The 16,457-nt window shown below is 57.5% G+C and carries 16 protein-coding genes; 7 read left to right on the top strand and 9 right to left on the bottom strand.

Going from position 1 to position 16,457, the window contains the following annotated elements; translation table 11 throughout:
• Positions 1–68: 68 nt before the first annotated feature.
• Complete coding sequence (serB, locus tag E1180_RS13455) at positions 69–959, bottom strand: phosphoserine phosphatase SerB (RefSeq protein WP_155191727.1); 891 nt, start codon at positions 957–959, stop codon at positions 69–71.
• Between serB and miaA the strand changes: the two genes are divergently transcribed.
• Both miaA and E1180_RS13445 read left to right on the top strand, forming a co-directional pair.
• Positions 943–1,911: a tRNA (adenosine(37)-N6)-dimethylallyltransferase MiaA gene (miaA, locus tag E1180_RS13450; RefSeq protein WP_341873559.1), complete on the top strand. Its 969-nt coding sequence runs from the start codon at positions 943–945 to the stop codon at positions 1,909–1,911. The genes serB and miaA overlap by 17 nt on opposite strands.
• A 214-nt stretch (positions 1,912–2,125) precedes the next feature.
• Positions 2,126–2,665, top strand: coding sequence for a GNAT family N-acetyltransferase (locus E1180_RS13445; protein WP_155191725.1), 540 nt, complete (start codon positions 2,126–2,128; stop codon positions 2,663–2,665).
• 397 nt (positions 2,666–3,062) lie between these two features.
• Here E1180_RS13445 and E1180_RS13440 read toward each other — a convergent pair whose 3' ends face one another.
• A complete protein-coding gene (locus tag E1180_RS13440; RefSeq protein ID WP_155191723.1) occupies positions 3,063–4,619 on the bottom strand; it encodes a 2-isopropylmalate synthase in 1,557 nt (518 codons plus the stop codon).
• A 712-nt stretch (positions 4,620–5,331) separates the two neighbouring features.
• On the opposite strand from E1180_RS13440, the gene E1180_RS13435 reads away from it, so the two are divergent.
• Complete coding sequence (locus E1180_RS13435) at positions 5,332–6,033, top strand: substrate-binding periplasmic protein (RefSeq protein WP_155191721.1); 702 nt, start codon at positions 5,332–5,334, stop codon at positions 6,031–6,033.
• Positions 6,034–6,166: 133 nt separating this feature from the next.
• On the opposite strand, the gene E1180_RS13430 is transcribed toward E1180_RS13435, so the two are convergent.
• The 3 genes from E1180_RS13430 to E1180_RS13420 form a co-directional block, all read right to left on the bottom strand.
• Positions 6,167–7,078 carry a PhzF family phenazine biosynthesis protein gene (locus E1180_RS13430; protein WP_155191720.1) on the bottom strand — a complete coding sequence of 304 codons (912 nt, stop codon included), beginning with the start codon at positions 7,076–7,078 and terminating at the stop codon, positions 6,167–6,169.
• A 130-nt stretch (positions 7,079–7,208) separates the two neighbouring features.
• Entirely contained in the window at positions 7,209–8,378 is a 1,170-nt protein-coding gene (locus E1180_RS13425) for a GNAT family N-acetyltransferase (protein ID WP_155191718.1), read from the bottom strand.
• A 113-nt stretch (positions 8,379–8,491) separates the two neighbouring features.
• Entirely contained in the window at positions 8,492–9,394 is a 903-nt protein-coding gene (locus E1180_RS13420; RefSeq protein WP_155191716.1) for a pirin family protein, read from the bottom strand.
• Between the two features lie 204 nt (positions 9,395–9,598).
• Between E1180_RS13420 and E1180_RS13415 the strand changes: the two genes are divergently transcribed.
• Genes E1180_RS13415 through E1180_RS13400 form a run of 4 tightly spaced genes read left to right on the top strand, consistent with a single transcriptional unit; the run spans position 9,599 to position 12,714 of the window.
• Positions 9,599–10,537: an ABC transporter ATP-binding protein gene (locus tag E1180_RS13415; RefSeq protein WP_155191714.1), complete on the top strand. Its 939-nt coding sequence runs from the start codon at positions 9,599–9,601 to the stop codon at positions 10,535–10,537.
• Positions 10,534–11,031 (top strand): GNAT family N-acetyltransferase, encoded by a 498-nt coding sequence (locus E1180_RS13410; RefSeq protein WP_155191713.1) that lies wholly within the window; start codon positions 10,534–10,536, stop codon positions 11,029–11,031. Before E1180_RS13415 ends, E1180_RS13410 begins: the two co-directional genes overlap by 4 nt.
• Positions 11,032–11,036: 5 nt before the next feature.
• Entirely contained in the window at positions 11,037–11,798 is a 762-nt protein-coding gene (locus E1180_RS13405; RefSeq protein WP_155191712.1) for an ABC transporter permease, read from the top strand.
• Positions 11,799–11,826: 28 nt separating this feature from the next.
• Positions 11,827–12,714, top strand: coding sequence for a D-alanyl-D-alanine carboxypeptidase family protein (locus tag E1180_RS13400; RefSeq protein ID WP_155191710.1), 888 nt, complete (start codon positions 11,827–11,829; stop codon positions 12,712–12,714).
• Here the strand turns inward: E1180_RS13400 and E1180_RS13395 are convergent.
• The 4 genes from E1180_RS13395 to E1180_RS22240 form a co-directional block, all read right to left on the bottom strand.
• Positions 12,686–13,915 (bottom strand): GGDEF domain-containing protein, encoded by a 1,230-nt coding sequence (locus E1180_RS13395; RefSeq protein WP_208997132.1) that lies wholly within the window; start codon positions 13,913–13,915, stop codon positions 12,686–12,688. The two genes, E1180_RS13400 and E1180_RS13395, sit on opposite strands and share 29 nt — an antisense overlap.
• 448 nt (positions 13,916–14,363) lie before the next feature.
• The gene (gene ilvC, locus E1180_RS13390; protein WP_155191708.1) at positions 14,364–15,383 is read right to left on the bottom strand and encodes a ketol-acid reductoisomerase; all 1,020 of its coding nucleotides are present in this window, start codon (positions 15,381–15,383) and stop codon (positions 14,364–14,366) included.
• Positions 15,384–15,482: 99 nt separating this feature from the next.
• A complete protein-coding gene (locus tag E1180_RS13385; RefSeq protein WP_155191707.1) occupies positions 15,483–16,133 on the bottom strand; it encodes a TetR/AcrR family transcriptional regulator in 651 nt (216 codons plus the stop codon).
• A 143-nt stretch (positions 16,134–16,276) separates the two neighbouring features.
• Positions 16,277–16,457 (bottom strand): hypothetical protein (locus tag E1180_RS22240; protein WP_208997131.1); only part of this gene is annotated, 181 nt, incomplete at its 5' end.

The following is a 16,457-nucleotide window of genomic DNA, read 5'->3' as shown; positions in this document are numbered from 1 at the left end:
GAAAAGGGCGCCAAACGGCGCCCTTTTTGATTCACGCTGCTATGGCGTTCATGGTTCGGCCGGATAGGTCAGCTCAAGACGAAATCCGTCTCCGAATATCCCTGGAAATAGAGCAGGGCGGTCAGGTCGCCGTGATCGATGCGGAAATCGGCGGCTGCGGCGACAGCTGGTTTGGCTCTGTAGGCAATGCCCGCTCCGGCCCGTTCGATCATGGCCAGGTCATTAGCGCCGTCTCCCACGGCAAGCGTGTCTGCGAAGCCAATGCCCTTTTCGGCGACCAGGGCTTCGAGACGGTCGCGCTTGGCGTCGCGGCCAAGGATCGGCTCTCCGACTTTTCCCGTTAGCGCGCCATCTTCCTCCAGCAGCAGATTTGCCTGGTTTTCGTCAAAGCCGATCATGTTGGCAATCGCCTTGGTGAAGTGGGTGAAGCCGCCTGACACGAGGGCGCAGTAAGCGCCATGGGCCTTCATGGTCTGGACCAGCGTACGCCCGCCCGGCATCAGCTGGATACGTGTGCTGAGAACCTGGTTGACAGCAGATACGGGCAAACCCTTCAAAAGCCCAACCCGTTCACGGAGGGCCGGTTCAAAGTCGATCTCCCCGCGCATCGCCCTTTCGGTGATGGCGGAAATCTTGTCTTTCAGGCCCAGTTCCGCAGCCAGTTCATCAATGCATTCCTGGCGGATCATGGTGCTGTCCATATCCGCAATGAGAAGCTTTTTGCGCCGGTCCTGGTCCGGCTGAACGAAGATGTCGACCGGTGCATCGCCGATGAGTGCGCGCAGCATTTTATCCGTAGCGCTTGCATCTTCCCCGTCAAAGCGGATATCCGCTGCTACACCTGCTTTGAGTATGATGGGCTCTTCACCTGCTTTCAGGGCTGTGGCCGCCTTTTGAACCAAGCCGCTTTCGACCGCTGGCTGGACCGGAGTGGAAACCAATGTGGCAACGAGGGACATGGGCGAAACCTTGAAAAGCGTGAAGGACAGGACTGTGACGGGGCGCGCCATTCTGATAGCGGGCCCAACGGCCAGCGGCAAGTCGGCATTGTCGCTGGAGCTTGCGGAAAAGCTGAATGGCGTGGTGGTCAATGCCGATTCCATGCAGCTCTACGAGGAATTGCGTCTTGTGAGCGCGCGGCCGAGCCCCGATGAGGAGCGCCGCGTGCCACATCGTCTTTATGGTGTTCTACCGGCGGCAACGCCTTTTTCAACAGGCGCCTGGTTACGCCGGATGGCGCACGAACTGTCTGCTGTTTGGCGTGAGGATGAGCTCCCCATCCTGGTGGGGGGCACCGGGCTGTATTTCAAGGCGCTGACAGAGGGGTTTGCAGAGCTGCCTGAGATCGGCCAAGCAGACAGGGAGTTTGCAAGAGGACTGGCCGCTGAGGCAGGTGTCGATGGGCTTCGGCGCGCGCTTATTGAGGCGGGCGATCCTGAAGGCGCTGCCGCCTGGTCGGATCCGCAGCGGCTCGCAAGAGCCCTGGAAGTCATCCGGGCCACAGGCCGTCCACTCTCTGCCTGGCAAACCGACCATCAGACCGCGCCGCTTCTTGAACCTGAGAGCTGTTGCCGGATCGTTCTGGCGCCGCCGCGCCCATGGCTTCATGAACGGATCGCCCTAAGAGCTGACCTCATGCTCTCAGCAGAGGGTCTTGCGGAGGTCGAAGGCCTTCTCGCGCAGGAGTTGCCGCCGGATTTGCCGGCCATGAGGGCCATCGGCGTTCGGGAAATCGGCTCTTATCTAACCGGGCAAGCCACTCGTGAACAGGCTGTGCACAGCCTCACTGTTGCAACGCGTCAATACGCAAAACGGCAGGAAACCTGGTTCCGGAACCAAATGGCGGACTGGCAACGGATTGATCCGTCATCAGAAATCGACTTGAGCCCGATTCTTGACACGTTCCGCTAGCGGTCCGGCAACCTCTGGCATGTGCGCTGCAGCGAAAGTTTTTCGGTAACTCGTTGTTAATACGAATATAATTCGGCTACCGTTAGCATTATACTTTGGTCTGCCATTTGAATGGCACAATTCAGAGTTAGGGTAACTGCAATGGGGTTGAGGCCCTGTGGGTTTGCCTTGCTGAAGCAAACAGACACAACCAAGGGCGCACGGGAGGACGAATATGCAAACGATATTTCTCGAATGCGGATCGGTTAAGCTCGTTCCCTTCACGGTTACGGACATCGATCTCGTGAAAGCCTTGCATGCGGATCCGTATGGAAACCGCTGCACGGAGTTTTCAACCAACTGCTACGTGGCAGATGCCCGTCAACTCGTCCTGTCGGCGCTTCAAAACCAGAATGATCTTGGACTGGCCAAATGGAAGGCCGTGGACGGGGATGGTGAGTTCATTGGCTGGGCCGGGTTTACGCCCGTCGAGGAAACATCGGAAATCAGGCTGAACTACTGTCTGTACAACAGCAATGGCGACCTGGACGAGGCCCTGCCGGACCGTTTGTGCACAGCGCTGACCGAGTGGTTTTTTGAGAACACTTATTTCTCGCACTTGGTCGCTGTCGTGCGGACCGATAACCGGGCGATGCGGAACGTCGTGTTGAATGCGGGTTTTTACCATCGCGAGAGCCAGGTGATCGGGGGGATGCAGGCCGACGTCTTCCAGATGTTGAGCCCTTCCATGCAAAGCTATTTGATGAGTGCGTAAGGTCACTAACGGACTGGTGCGTTGCGGAGGTATTTAAAAACCTGATCGCCGCGCCGTCCGGATAAGCGGCCTTCGTAATGAAAACGGCGCCTTCCGGCGCCGTCAGACTGCTCACAAACTCTCAATTCGTCATCCCGGACGCAGCATCGCTGCGATCCGGGATCGGTGTGCCTGGGGCGATCAGAATAATGCCAGCAGCATTTTAAGTTTTGTGGCTCTCCGATCCCGGTTCGCGCTGCGCTTGACCGGGATGACCGTGATTGTTTGGAGCTTTGTCATCAAGCGCACGGCGCCTTCCGGCGCCGTTTGTTTTTTGTGAGGGACTGGGGCGTCGGGCGTGTCGTCGTAAACGCCCGAGCCTGCGCGGCCACGCCCCAATCGACCAGCGGGCAGCAGATCAGACAGCCTGCAAGGCACCCGGATTGCTGGCGCCCGTTCTCAGTGCCAGCTTGTTCATGGCGGATACATATGCCCGGGCCGAGGCGACCAGCGTGTCGGTATCTGCCCCCTTGCCGGTCGCGATCCGTCCTTCGGCTTCCAGACGTACCGACACTTCCGCCTGCGCGTCGGTGCCCTCGGTTACGGCATGCACCTGATACAGCGACAATGTCGCCTCATGCGGCATGATCGACTTGATGGCATTGAAAGTCGCGTCGACCGGTCCGTCGCCTGTTGCTTCCTTGGTGATGTGCTGGCCGTCGACATCCATGGTCAAGATGGCCTTTTGCGGACCGCCGGTGCCGGCAATCACGGTCAGAGCAATCACCTTCGCGCCTTCACCCAGGATGTTGATCTCATCCTCGACCAGGGCCTCAATATCTTCGTCGTAGACATGCTTCTTGCGGTCGGCCAAATCCTTGAAGCGCTTGAAAGCATCCTGCAGCGCATTGTCGCCCAGCTCGTAACCCAGTTCCTTCAGCTTGTCGCGGAACGCATGGCGGCCGGAATGCTTGCCCATGACCAGAGAGGTCGCTTTAACCCCGACATCTTCGGGGCGCATGATCTCATAGGTCTCGGCATTCTTCAGCATGCCATCCTGGTGAATGCCGCTCTCATGCGCGAAGGCATTCTTGCCGACAATGGCCTTGTTGTACTGAACCGCGAAGCCCGAGGCCCCGGCCACCATCTGGGAGGCGCGGACCAGGAACTGCGGGTCGATCTGCGTCGCGTAGGGCAGCACATCAGCGCGGGTGCGGATCGCCATCACGATTTCTTCCAGCGATGCATTTCCGGCACGTTCGCCCAAGCCGTTGATGGTGCACTCGATCTGGCGTGCGCCGCCCGCGACACCGGCCAGGGAATTGGCGACCGCCAGGCCCAGATCGTCGTGGCAGTGGACGGAAAAGATCGCCTTGTCCGAATCCGGCACCCGTTCCCGGATCTGGACAAACATGTCCTTGTATTCTTCCGGGGTCGCATAGCCCACGGTGTCCGGCAGGTTGATGGTGGTCGCACCGCACTTGATGGCCGCTTCCACACACCGGCACAGATAGTCTATCGGCGTCCGGGTTGCGTCCATTGCCGACCATTCCACATCGTCGATCAGGTTCCGTGACCGGGTCACCGTATCGGTGATGATGTCCAGGACCTGCTCTTCGGTCTTGTTCATCTGGAACTGCAGGTGGATCGGGGAAGTGGAGACGAAAGTGTGAATACGGCCTTGTGCGGCATGCTTTACGGCTTCGCCGCAGCGGTCGATATCGCCGTGGATCGCACGGGCCAAGCCGGCAATGATGGATTTCTGGGATCGCCGGGCGATTTCGCTGACCGCTTCAAAATCCCCATTGGAGGCGATCGGGAAACCCGCCTCGATAACGTCAACGCCCATGTCATCGAGAATTTCTGCGATCTGCAGTTTTTCCTCCAGGGTCATGGAGGCGCCCGGTGATTGTTCGCCGTCCCGCAAGGTCGTGTCGAAGATGCGGACCTGGTCCTTCTCAGATGGTGCAGTCATGATGTTTCGTTCCTTAAGTGGACCGGGCCGGACGTGTTTTTATGAAACAGGGGTAATCAGCGCGCGATCCGTAATGTCTTGATGCGGTGTGTTTAGTCTCCCCTAAGTGCCCGTTCCGCTATGTGTTAGACGCGGATCAGCCGACGCTCAGGGGCATCTAAGAAGGAGGAGGTCGCTGATTAGGAGGAGGCCGCCGCGCTTGCAGTTTTGCGCGTCGCTTGAAAAGACAATGATGTCGCCTGCCGCGATCATGGGTCTGTTCTGGCCTTTGGTCGTCCAAACGGTTTGTAATTACACTGCCGTGAAACACTAACTGTCCGGTTAAGATCTTTTGTTCTTACGGCAGCTTCTGAAGAGATGCAACCGGCTTTTGCCAAACATCCGCACATCTTGGCGCCCGGTGCCATGGGCGGCCGGTGTGGTGCCGATGCTCTCCGGGGTCGATCAAAGGGCAGGTTCGGACGATCACTTTCCTTCCCCCTTTCAACGGCGGCATTACCCGGGTCCATCGCGGAACTCTCATAGGCGCCAGAACTCCGAAAAGCGCTTTGTCATTGTTAATTTTGTGAGTGTAATTGATCGCGAGGCAAGTAATAGCTTGTTTATCATGCGATTAGGTAATTCGAGCTTAAATAATCTCAGGTCTTTTATTTAAGAAATTCAAAGGGAAAACAGCTTAATCCGATGTCCAGTTCCAACCTTGGGGGATATCATGAAATTTGGACAAATCGTCTCCGCCGCAGTTCTCGCACTTGGCTTGACCACCGCCGCAAAAGCGGAAACGCTCCAGATCGGTGTGGGCGAATGGGCGCCTTATATCGGTGAAGCCTTGCCGGATCAGGGCCTGCACACGAAGCGCGTCATGGATGTGCTGAACGCTGCCGGATACAACGATCTGGAGCTCGTTTTCCAGCCTTGGAAACGCTCCTATGAAGTCGCAAAACGTGGCGATTATGTTGCCACGTTCTCCTGGTCCCATTCCGATGAGCGCGAAGCCGACTTCATTTATCCGGAAGTCCCGCTTGAAGAACAGACTGATGTCATCTTCTACAGCAAGGCCAAACATCCGGACGGCATCTCGGCAACGTCTATTGAGGACATCAAGGCACAGGGCCTTCAGGTCGTCGGTCTTGCCGGCTACTGGTACGAATCCGCCTTGAAAGATGCAGGCGTTGATATCCACATCGTCTCTTCTGAAGACAATGCCTGGAAATTCCTGCAAGCAGGCCGGGCCGATATCATGATTGAAAATGAAGTGGTTGGCGGCCTGTCGGTTGAGAACATCTTGGGCGCGGATGCAAGCGACATCGGAAAAGGCGCCGTGCTGCGGACTGTTCCAATGTATGTGATGTTCAGCAAGGCGCACCCGGAAGCGGAAGCCATGGCAAAAGCATGGGATGCGAACGCAAAATAGGTTTGCTTACCAAAAATATCGGACACTGCATTGAACCCGGTCTAAGGCCGGGTTCTTTTTTGTGCAGCCGGGCTAATCAGCTCCAATCAACGCTGGAGTTGTCATGCGCAAGCAACCCCATCTTGCGCAGTCGTTAAACGAACAGCTCTCCACGGGCGACGAGAGTCGCCTGCCCGCCGATGCGCACCGCATGCATCTTCCCGCCCGTCATGTCGATCTCAAGGTCGATCAGGGACGGCCGGCCCATTTCGAACCCCTGTTCGATCCGGATATGATGCGTTCCGTTCGGAAGATCGTCGTAATAATCGACGACACCGGCAAAGGCTGCGGCCGCAGAACCGGTTGCCGGGTCTTCCATGATCCCCATTTCCGGTGCGAACAGACGCGCATGAAATGCGCTGTCATGGGAGCGGGTTTCGCGGCAATAGACATATGCATCGCTGTGGCTGTGCTTGCCAAAGCCGCTTTTCCACCGGGACATGACCGGCTTGGCCCGGGACAAGGCGTTGAGATCCCGCACGGGCACGAACGTGAAAGGGGGCCCTACCTGGAAACTGGAGGGCGCGTGGTTCTCAAAACCGATATCGGAGGGCTCCAGATCAAGGGCGGCTGCGATGAGTTCGACATTGTGGGTCGGACCGGCCGGTTCGGGGAGCTTCGGGACATCGAATTCGGCAAAGGCAGCAGCGTTTTCGCGCAGGATAACCGCGCACCGGACAGCACCGATATTCTGTTTCAACACCACAACGGCATCCTGTTCGCCGGTGATGTCGCCAAACCGCTCCATCGCCGTCAAAATCGCCGTCCCGACCGTCGGGTGTCCGGCAAAGGGCAGTTCCATTTTGGGCGTGTAGATGCGCATATTCGCCGAATGGCCAGGGTTTTCCGCTGGGAAGACGAAGACGGTTTCCGACAAGTTGAACTCGCCGGCGATCTTCTGCATTTGCTCGTCGCTCAGACCTTCAGAATCCAGAACAACCGCCAGCGGATTGCCAGCAAGGGATTTGTTCGTAAAGACATCCAAGATCGCGTAGCGACGGCCCATCCGTTTATTCTCCCAGTTGAGATTGCAAGTGCAGCCAAAAAGTGACCGGACTTTTGCATTTATCCAATCGTCCCGCCAGTGGTAAGTGCTGATTTTTGGTGAACAAAATCTTTCTCTCCGGCGGCTCTGCTCATGCTTTGGCTGAGGCCTTTTCAAGGAGATGCAAGGCGCAATAGCGAGCATAGGGAACGATCGCAGGATCGTTTAAGTCAGCTGGAGACCGGATGATTCTGACGTCGGATAGTTCTTGTTCTTCGCTGGCCTCGGAATGGGTCAGGATCGACGTCCGCAGCTCGTCTGCCGGGCGGTGGATGTCAAACACTTGGGCAATCGATATACGCGGACCGTCAAAGGCGACCAGAAGACTGCCCGGAACAACATCGTTTCTCTGAAGGCCCGTTTCCTCTTGCAGTTCCCGGTAGATTGCTCCTCTAACATCGACCGATCCGCCCGCGGTCACATCGTCCGGATCCAGATTTCCACCCGGAGGATAAATCTGTCCGGCAGTTGCGGTCCGTTCCGACATGACACCGAACAGCAAGTGGCCTTCCTTTGACCTCAAGATCGCGGATCCGAACAGATTGTGGGTGGTCAGATCCGGTGCTCCCCAATCACGCCAGGTCAAAAAAGCAGCATAGGAGCACTCGGTGCAGGTCCCGTGAAAACGGCCATCGGCGAACGCATAACCGGTCAGCTTCAGGGTGCGGCCATTCCAAAGCAACGGGATACGTTGTTGCGCTGCTTTGAAATAGGTGTCGATCTCTGCCTTGTTTTGCGTTTCAAACGCCCACCCATCCTCTGAAACGGTAAGCGACAGATCCTGCAGCTCATGCACATTGGGCTTTAATCGCTTTTCCATTTCCGGTGCGAAATGGCCGGGCACCAGCTTGCTCGGGATTGTGCCGACGGTTTCAAATCCATGCTTTTCGTAGAAGCTGCCTGCGTGAACATCGCTGATCAGGTAAAGCCGGGACAGGCGGTGCTGGCGGGCATGGTCTTCGGCGCGCAAGAGCAGCAATTTGCCGAGGCCGTTTCCTTGATGATCCGGACAGACGAAGATGTGGTCGATCAGAAGCGTTTCAGCGTCCATCGGCTCGACAGCCAAATATGCAACCGGCTGCCCGTCGCGTTCGGCGACTATGACATGCTGTCCGGCAATTTGGTCACGTGTGACGTGATCATGTTGTTTGATCAGCGCGGCTTGCTCCGGAGTGTATCCCCAGGAAGCCTTGGACCGTTGCATGATATCCGTGAGCGCCTCGGCGTCGGAACGGAGCGCGCGGCGGAGTTTCAATGGCATGGCTGTCCAATCATGCAAGCGTCGAGGGTACTAAAAGCGCACGACTACTCGATAATGAGTATGCGGGCTGGACAGCCGTACCGGGTGTTTATGAAGCTGACAAGGCGGCGCCGTCAGCGAATGAACGTTCCGTTCTGCAGTTCATTGATTGCCTGCGTCAGCTCTTGCCGTGTGTTCATGACAATTGGGCCGTGCCAGGCCACCGGTTCCTTGATTGGCGCGCCGGAAACAAGCAGAAACCGGATCCCGTGATCACCGGCCTGGACCACGATCTCGTCGCCTGTGCCGAAGATAACGAGGGTCCTGTCTCCGGTCTGATCGCGGATTTTCAATTCTTCGCCGCCAAATTCTTTTTCGGTCAAGACGCCGAAAGGATCAGAGGCGCCCTCGAAGGTTCCCGATCCTTCGAAAACATAGGCGAAGGTCTGCTTGTATGTGTCGACCTTGAAACGTTTCTTCTTTCCGGCCGGAACGTGGATGTCCAGATATTGCGGATCGGCTGCGATACCGTCGACCGGGCCTTTTTGCCCCCAGAAATCACCAATGATCACGCGTGCCGAGGTGCCGTCATCGTCGGTCACGGCCGGAATATCCTTACCCTCAATGTCCTGATAACGGGGTTCGGTCATCTTCAATGAGGACGGCAGATTGGCCCAGAGCTGAAACCCATGCATGCGGCCGGTTTCGTCCCCTTTTGGCATTTCCTGATGCATGATCCCGCGCCCGGCTGTCATCCATTGCACGGAGCCCGCGCCCAGTGTGCCCCGGTTCCCGAGGCTGTCACCATGTTCAACGGTGCCGGCCAAGACATAAGTGATGGTCTCGATGCCCCTATGCGGATGCCAGGGAAAGCCTGCCAGGTAGTCTTCAGGCCGCTCGTTCCGGAAATCGTCCATCATGAGAAACGGATCGAGCATCTCCGGATCCTGGAACCCGAAGACCCGCTCAAGCTTTACGCCTGCACCCTCAAGCGTTGGCTGCGTCTTGCCGATATGTGTAACTGGACGGATGGACATCGTGGTCGCTCCCTGACTGGCTCGTGTTATCAGATCTAGATCTTCGGTTCGCAAAACACAGGCCCTTGCGCGCAGACGGAGTGTTTACCATCTGGAAACAGTCAAGCGCGTGCATTGGCAGCCTCTTGCAGGCGCCAGCTTCGCGTGCAAGGTTGCGTGTCCCCGGCAAGCAAGCCGCCTCTTCTCATTTTGCAGTAAAGTGTAATGGCTCCGATTTTATCCGTGCGTCAGCTGGAAAAGACCTACGAAGGTGGTTTTCAGGCTCTCAAATCTGTTTCTCTGGACATTCAAAAAGGCGAAGTGTTTGCCCTGCTGGGTCCGAATGGCGCGGGCAAGACAACCTTGATCAGTGCTATTTGCGGTCTGGTGAAGCCGACATCGGGGACCGTCACTGTCGGTGGATTTGATATTCAGTCCGATTTCCGGAAAGCCCGTCAGCTGATCGGGCTTGTTCCGCAAGAGATGCCAACAGCTCCGTTCGAGATCGTTGGCGACTCAGTTGCTTTCAGCCGGGGTTTGTTTGGATTGCGGCCCGACCGGTCCAAGATCGATGCGATCCTGAAGGATCTCACGCTGTATGAAAAACGCACCAGTCAGATCATGGCTCTATCAGGTGGTATGAAACGGCGCCTTCTGGTCGCAAAGGCACTGGCCCATGAACCGCAGATCCTGTTTCTGGACGAGCCGACCGCAGGTGTGGATGTGGAGCTGCGGCACGACATGTGGCGCATTGTCGGCAGGCTTCGCGATACGGGTGTCACGATCATTCTGACGACCCACTACATCGAGGAAGCCGAGGAAATGGCGGACCGTGTCGGGGTGATCAACAAGGGCGAAATCATTCTCGTTGAAAACAAGACCGAGTTGATGCGGAAACTCGGGCGCAAAGTTCTGACATTGACATTGGCGGAGCCGCTGGCAGAGATCCCCGGGTCTCTGGCCGAGTTCGACCTCACGCTGTCAGAGGACAAACACTTTTTGACCTACGCCTATGACACACAAGCGGAGCGGACGGGGATCACCTCCTTGATGTCGGCGCTGGCGGCAGCTGGCATCCGCTTCCAGGACCTTCAGACGGACCAGTCCTCCCTGGAGGATATCTTCGTTGATCTGGTCAGGAACGGAGAGGCCTCCGGCTTATGAGTGATATTCAGATCCGCAAAGCAAAACGGGACGATAAGGCGGCCCTAACGGCTCTCAGCCTGAGGTCAAAAAAATCCAATGGATATGCGGACGCGTTCGTTCAGATGTGCGTTGAAGAACTGACCGTGCGCGATGAGTGGATCCTGACCCATGACTTCTGGGTTGCGGAAACCGAAGGAACCCGGCCTGCCGGCTGCATTCGCCTGTCAGTTGAGGAAAGCAGCGAGTCCGGCGAACTGGAAACTTGCTTCGTTGCACCGGAGTTGAAAGGGCAGGGCCTGGGCCGCATGTTGTTCGACGTACTGCTGGAACGGGCCCGCGAACTCGGGCTGTCACGCATCGGTCTTGATGCGGACCCATTCGCCGAACCGTTCTACGCCCGAATGGGGTTCAAGACGGTCGGCAAAAGTCCGTCCGGGTCAATTCCCGGACGGTTCATACCGCGGATGGAACTGGAATTGCAGACTGCACAAGATGCGCGGCAGGCACGGTAAAGACCATGAATTTTCAAGCAATCAAGTCAATCTATATCGCTGAAATGGCCCGCACGAAACGGACCATATTCCAGAGCGTTATTTCTCCGGTCATCTCAACGGTCCTGTACTTTGTCGTCTTCGGGGCGGCTATCGGGTCCCGGATCACAGAGGTGGACGGGGTCAGCTACGGCGCATTTATCGTGCCCGGCCTCATCATGCTCTCGCTGATGACGCAAAGCCTGTCGAATGCGTCCTTCGGGATCTATTTTCCAAGGTTCACCGGCACCATTTTCGAAGTGCTGTCGGCGCCCGTGTCGTTTTTCGAAATCACCATCGCTTATGTCGGCGCTGCGGCCACCAAGTCGATTGTTGTTGGCCTGATCATTCTCGGAACCGCGAACTTCTTCGTTGATCTGCAGATCCAGCATCCGGTCTTTATGGCTTTGTTTTTCATCCTGACAGCGGTCACGTTTGCGCTACTGGGCTTCATTATCGGGATTTGGGCCGACAATTTTGAAAAGCTCCAGTTCGTTCCGTTGTTGATCGTGACACCGCTCGCCTTTCTTGGGGGAAGCTTTTATTCGATCAACATGCTGCCGGAGTTCTGGCAAACGGTGACGCTGGCCAATCCGGTCGTCTATCTGATCTCCGGTTTCCGTTGGAGCTTCTATGGATCTGCAGATGTCAGCCTGTGGCTTTCTCTGCTGATGACAATGATTTTTCTGGCCGGATCCTTGGCAGTTATCCATTGGATCTTTAAAACCGGGTACCGCTTGAAACCATAAACGGGTGTGATCGGCCGTGAGATCGAAAATGTTCCTGAAAGCCCGGGCTGCGAAGGCGGCGATCACCGGTCTCGCCCTATTGCTGACGGCGTGCCAAACCGCACAACCGCCGGGTTCTCAAGGTGCGGTTCCGACTTCTCCAACCGTCCAGACCGTTTCCCTGCCTGTTGCCGGGTTTGCACCGTCAACAGCACAGGAGCGCGGGTTTTCAGCGCTTGTCTTGAACGCTTCGACGGGGGCGGAGCTGTACGCCGTTTCAGCGGATGCGCCCCGCTTTCCGGCCTCACTGACCAAGATGATGACGCTCTACATGCTGTTTGAGGCGGTCTCCAGCGGGCGATACTCCCTGTCGTCTCCGCTTGAGGTGTCTGCCAATGCGGCCTCGCAACCGCCGGCCAAGATCGGTTTAAAGGCTGGCACAACAATCACCGTCGAGCAGGCGGCCCGCGCATTGGCAGTCAAGTCGGCAAATGATGTCGGTGTTGCAGTTGCTGAAAATCTTGCTGGAAGCGAGGCGGCTTTCGCCCGGCAGATGACCCAGAAAGCCCGGTCTCTCGGCCTCAGCCGGACGCGGTTTGTCAATGCCACCGGCCTTCCGGATCCCGCACAGGTCACCACCGCGCGGGACATGGCCAAGCTGGGCCTGGCCTTGAAGCGCCGGTTCCCGCAATATGCGAGTTACTACCGGGCCCGGTCATTCGTTTACAATGGCCGGACTTTTCGGGCGACGAATAACCTCTTGGGCAAGGTGCAAGGGGTCGATGGCCTGAAAACCGGCTATATCCGCATGTCCGGATACAATCTGGTGGCCACCGCAAACCGCGGCGGCAAGCAGTTGATCGTTGTTGTCATGGGCGGTGCCAGTGAAACGGCGCGGGATGCGGAAGTTACACGGCTGATTGAAGCTCACCTTTAGCGGACCCGCCTTGCCTGTCGGTTTGAGGCGCGGGCAAGACCCTCAGTTCGGACGCGTTCTTCGGAAGGGTCAGCGAGATCCGGTTCCGGCCCGAATTCTTGGACTGGTAAAGCCCTTGGTCGACGATCCGCACCAGATCGGTCGGGGTAAGCCCATCGCCCTTGCCGTGATACATGCCACCAGAGATCGTCAGCTGGAAGTCGTCGGGAGCAAACGCAAATTTTTGCTTGGCGACAAGCGCCCTGATGCGTTCGGCAATCTTGAGAGCATCGTCCCTGTCCACATTCGGCAAAAGCACCCCAAACTCCTCTCCGCCCAGCCGGGCAAAGCAGTCGCTCTGGCGCAAATGGTGTTTGATCGCCTGGCACACCTTCACCAATGCCTCGTCACCCGCGACGTGGCCGAAGCGGTCGTTGACCTGCTTGAAATGGTCTAAGTCGAATTGCACCAGACCAAATTTCCTGTCCGAGGCCGGACGGAGATGGTCTTCCAATCGCCGGAGAAATTCGCGGCGGTTGAACGTCCCGGTCAACGGATCCCGACGTGCTTCTTCCTGGTTCTGCTGGGCGATCTGTTCGAAGGAGATGGCCATGGAAAACGCGCCCGACAGGGCAACGAAGATGAGCGAGATCATCAGGTAAACGCTTGTGGTGCCATCGTTAATCAGGCCCGGGCCGAACGGGGTGTCGACCAAGAGACCGTGGGTGGTGCGCACACCGCCCTCAAGCGCCATGATGCCGAAGGCAAGGATCAGCGCCATCCGGGAAATCAGTCCGTTGAAAGCGGGGCTTGCATAGGTCCAGGCAACCCAGCAGCACATACCGGCGAAGATCACATTTGAGGCGGTATAGGCGAGGGCGTAGTTGTTCAAGATAAAGGCGGGCACGGCCACAAGCCCGTAGATGATGGCCGGGGCGATCAGCAGGCTCGGACGTGTCGGCGTTTGTTTGAGACTGCGTGCGGCCTGTAAATGAAAGCTCAATCCGAGCAGCAACAGGATGTTCGGCAGCAGATAGGCGACCACAAGCGGCAGCTTCTGCTGGCCTGCAAAAGCGAGCAAAGCAAGGGTGATCAGCGTGTTTGCAACAGCCCAGCTGCGCCAATGCCCGTTCGGCCTGGCGCTAAAGGAGATCGCCAGGAATGAGATCGCGAAAACCGACAGAAGGAGCATGTTCGCCGAAAACAGGGGCAGGGATGTCATAAAAGTTCGGCTCCGGAATTCGTCTGCAGCTCACCTTGCGATCTAACCTTACGGGAGAAGCCGTTTCTCCCATGTTAGGGGCAGCGGGGAAACTTACATTAAATTGCAACGGATCGGTCAACGTTTCATGCGCCGGAATGGGCAAAAGGCCCGGCTTCAGAAAGCCGGGCCTTCTATCTGAGACCGGTCAAGTGCGGAACTGGCTTGACCCAATACCCTCGATTTTCCGGCTGTACCGGTCATAAGCGTGTTGGACTTGATCCCGCTCGCCTGCCATTGGCAGGCGAGCGGTTTTTTGGTTCTGGATCCAATCCAACGCGGGCAAGAACTTAGTTCTTGGTCTTGTCGACCAGTTCGGTTTTTGGGGCGTTGGATTTGATCCCCCCGCCTGCCATTGGCAGGCGAGCGGTTTTATTTGTCTTGGATCTAATCCAACGCGGGCAAGATTTTAGTTCTTAGTCTTGTCGACCAGGGCGTTGGATTTGATCCAGGGCATCATGCCGCGGAGCTTCTCGCCAACTTCTTCGATCTGGTGCGCGTCGTTCAGGCGGCGGGTTGCCTTGAACTTGGCGGCACCGGCCCGGTACTCCTGCATCCAGTCAGAGGTGAACTTGCCGGTCTGAATGTCTGTCAGGACACGCTTCATCTCGGCTTTGGTTTCGGCAGTCACGATGCGCGGACCGGTGACATACTCGCCCCACTCAGCGGTGTTGGAGATGGAGTAGTTCATGTTCGCGATGCCGCCCTCGTAGATCAGGTCGACAATGAGCTTCACTTCGTGCAAGCACTCGAAATAGGCCATTTCCGGCGCATAACCAGCTTCCACCAGGGTTTCGAAACCGGCGCGGATCAGCTCGACGAGACCGCCGCAGAGAACGGCCTGTTCGCCGAAGAGATCGGTTTCACACTCTTCCTTGAAGGTGGTCTCGATGATGCCGGACCGGCCGCCGCCAACGCCGCAGGCATAGGACAGGCCAAGATCCAGCGCATTGCCGGACGCATCCTGGTGAACAGCGACCAGGCACGGCACGCCGCCACCTTTCTGGTATTCGCCGCGCACTGTGTGGCCCGGGCCCTTCGGCGCAACCATCAGAACGTCGACAGTGTCTTTCGGCTCGATCAGGCCGAAATGCACGTTCAGGCCGTGGGCGAAGGCGATTGCCGCGCCATCACGGATGTTTGCCGCAATGTGGTCCTTGTAGATGTCGGCCTGCAGCTCGTCCGGGGTTGCCATCATCATCAGGTCGGCCCAGGCGGCTGCTTCCGCCACGGTCATGACCTTGAAACCGTCAGCTTCGGCCTTCAGTGCGGTAGTGGACCCGGCGCGCAGGGCAACGGCGATTTCCGTTTGGCCGCTGTCTTTCAGGTTCATGGCATGGGCGCGCCCCTGCGAGCCATAGCCGATAATGGCAACTTTCTTGGATTTGATCAGGTTGAGATCTGCATCACGATCGTAATAAACGCGCATGGAGTGTCCTTTCTCCCGTTGGCATCTTTGATTTTGCGCCGGTCTTTTGCCGGTCTGATTGTTTTGGGGTTCCCCGGTGGATACAGCTGGCCGGGCCGGTCAGGCGCCGAACAGCCTGTAAAATCGGTCGACCGCGCGGGCGGCCTGATCAGCGTGATTGTTCACCTCTGCAGTGGCGGTTTCGCCCAGCAGAAGACGGATATGGACGTCGCGGATAGCAAGGCCGTAGAGCACCTGGTAGGCATCGTCCGCATCGTCGAATTTCAAGAGGGCATGCCGCCGCCCTGTCTCCAGCATGGTGCGCGCCCGCGAAGAGATCATGTGCTTTCCGCGCACCAGCAAAAGCTCGCCGAGCTTGTTGGAATTGGTGTTGGACTGGCCGATGGAAAGCCGGTTGAGCGCCAGCGAGCTTTCCGAAAACAGAACCCCGAGCAAGGCTTCCACAAAGGCAGTGACATGGGCGCGGAACGTGTCCGGATCCGCCGTTGCACCGCTTTCAGAGGGAAACTGTACCTGGCTCGCCTGATAGGCGACCACGGCCGCCAGCAGACCGTCCCGGTCGCCGAACCACTTGTAAAGGCTTTCCTTTGAGCAGCTGGCGGTGCGGGCAAGCCCGGCCGTGGTCAAAGCCTTTTCGCCGCCTTCGACCAGAAGCTTGAGCGCATGTTGCAGAACCACCTGCTGGCGCGGCGAAAACTCGGGCGCGGCGTCCGGGCGGGCGGTGGCAATGTCATAAGCGGCTGCGGGCATTTGAGACTGTTTGATCTGACTGGCGGGCTATTGATGTCTTTGGCGAACCGTACCGTACGGTTCGGGTGAGGTTATGGCAAAGGCCGCAATCAAGGTCAAGGGAAAATCGTACGGGCGTGACGTTCAAGCTACGGGCGCTGGGATCAGCGGGCGTTGATGCTGATGTCATTTCCTGTGCGGCGCTGCTCGATTGTTGAAAAGGTGATACGTTCCGGTGGGCCTGCCGAACGGGGAGTGTTTACGGCCAGCACCAAAAGCGCCGTAAGGTTTCCCTCCGGCGTTTGGTTCAAAAACGCTCCCGTTTGGCACAGGAGCGGCGGAGCG

It is taken from the genome of Roseibium denhamense (assembly GCF_009711415.1).
Classification (GTDB): Bacteria; Pseudomonadota; Alphaproteobacteria; order Rhizobiales; family Stappiaceae; genus Roseibium; species Roseibium denhamense.
The sequence above is the reverse complement of the archived record's forward strand: the minus strand, read 5'-3'. Positions and strand labels throughout refer to the sequence as shown.

What these genes read in the sequence shown, in the direction of transcription:
- E1180_RS13405 (WP_155191712.1), top strand. Translation starts at nt 11,037, where the DNA reads ATGAATTTTCAAGCAATCAAGTCAATCTATATCGCTGAAATGGCCCGC.
- E1180_RS13420 (WP_155191716.1), bottom strand. Translation starts at nt 9,394, where the DNA reads ATGTCCATCCGTCCAGTTACACATATCGGCAAGACGCAGCCAACGCTT.
- E1180_RS13435 (WP_155191721.1), top strand. Translation starts at nt 5,332, where the DNA reads ATGAAATTTGGACAAATCGTCTCCGCCGCAGTTCTCGCACTTGGCTTG.
- ilvC (WP_155191708.1), bottom strand. Translation starts at nt 15,383, where the DNA reads ATGCGCGTTTATTACGATCGTGATGCAGATCTCAACCTGATCAAATCC.
- E1180_RS13415 (WP_155191714.1), top strand. Translation starts at nt 9,599, where the DNA reads ATGGCTCCGATTTTATCCGTGCGTCAGCTGGAAAAGACCTACGAAGGT.
- E1180_RS13445 (WP_155191725.1), top strand. Translation starts at nt 2,126, where the DNA reads ATGCAAACGATATTTCTCGAATGCGGATCGGTTAAGCTCGTTCCCTTC.
- E1180_RS13425 (WP_155191718.1), bottom strand. Translation starts at nt 8,378, where the DNA reads ATGCCATTGAAACTCCGCCGCGCGCTCCGTTCCGACGCCGAGGCGCTC.
- E1180_RS13430 (WP_155191720.1), bottom strand. Translation starts at nt 7,078, where the DNA reads ATGGGCCGTCGCTACGCGATCTTGGATGTCTTTACGAACAAATCCCTT.
- E1180_RS13385 (WP_155191707.1), bottom strand. Translation starts at nt 16,133, where the DNA reads ATGCCCGCAGCCGCTTATGACATTGCCACCGCCCGCCCGGACGCCGCG.
- E1180_RS13400 (WP_155191710.1), top strand. Translation starts at nt 11,827, where the DNA reads ATGTTCCTGAAAGCCCGGGCTGCGAAGGCGGCGATCACCGGTCTCGCC.
- E1180_RS13440 (WP_155191723.1), bottom strand. Translation starts at nt 4,619, where the DNA reads ATGACTGCACCATCTGAGAAGGACCAGGTCCGCATCTTCGACACGACC.
- serB (WP_155191727.1), bottom strand. Translation starts at nt 959, where the DNA reads ATGTCCCTCGTTGCCACATTGGTTTCCACTCCGGTCCAGCCAGCGGTC.
- E1180_RS13410 (WP_155191713.1), top strand. Translation starts at nt 10,534, where the DNA reads ATGAGTGATATTCAGATCCGCAAAGCAAAACGGGACGATAAGGCGGCC.
- E1180_RS13395 (WP_208997132.1), bottom strand. Translation starts at nt 13,915, where the DNA reads ATGACATCCCTGCCCCTGTTTTCGGCGAACATGCTCCTTCTGTCGGTT.